The organism is Tsukamurella sputi, assembly GCF_007858445.1.
Taxonomy (GTDB): domain Bacteria; phylum Actinomycetota; class Actinomycetes; order Mycobacteriales; family Mycobacteriaceae; genus Tsukamurella; species Tsukamurella sputi.
The window spans coordinates 1-589 of the sequence record NZ_VIGV01000130.1 but is presented as its reverse complement, the minus strand read 5'-3'; the positions used below and the strand labels follow the sequence as shown (position 1 = coordinate 589).

Below are 589 nucleotides of genomic sequence, written 5' to 3'. Positions count from 1 at the left end.
AGGCATAAAGTAGCGGACCTCTAACCCCATTTTAGCGAAATATTGGTCCGTTAAAGAGCGCTCACCCTGCTGATACTCCACCCCTAAAATAGGATGCTCATTATCAGTACGAGTGTAGGTTCTGCTCCCGGCAACACTTAGACAGATCACCGGCGCTTTACTAAAGTTTTGTCGATAGAGATCAGACTGTAAAAAGTATTGGAAAAGCTTGCCATGCAATTCGCCAAATTGATCAGGAAGAGAGAACTCCGCACGATCTCGATTATGATTTAATAAAAGAACGCTAAAATCATAATCTCGCACATAGGAGGAGAAGTTATTCCCCACAATCCCTTCAATTCGCTTACCTGTCTTATGATCGATTATTATGGTCTGCAAGATCTCAATCATCGGAAATTGTCTTCCATCTCCCTTAATATCGATATCGACAGAGATAATCTCCACCTCAACCGTATAGCGATCTCCCTTAGGATTATCCCAATTTGCTAAGCTATTGAAGCGGTTATTGATCATATTCAAGGTATTACGCAGATTCTCTTGGCGACTCTCACCGCGCGCTAAATTGGCAAAGTTTGTCGTTAAACGAGTA

1 protein-coding gene is annotated in these 589 nt (G+C 42.1%); it reads right to left on the bottom strand.

The features are described 5' to 3' along the window. On the bottom strand, nt 1–589 hold a 589-nt coding region (locus FK268_RS26065; RefSeq protein ID WP_146437853.1), incomplete at both ends, for a putative oxygenase MesX.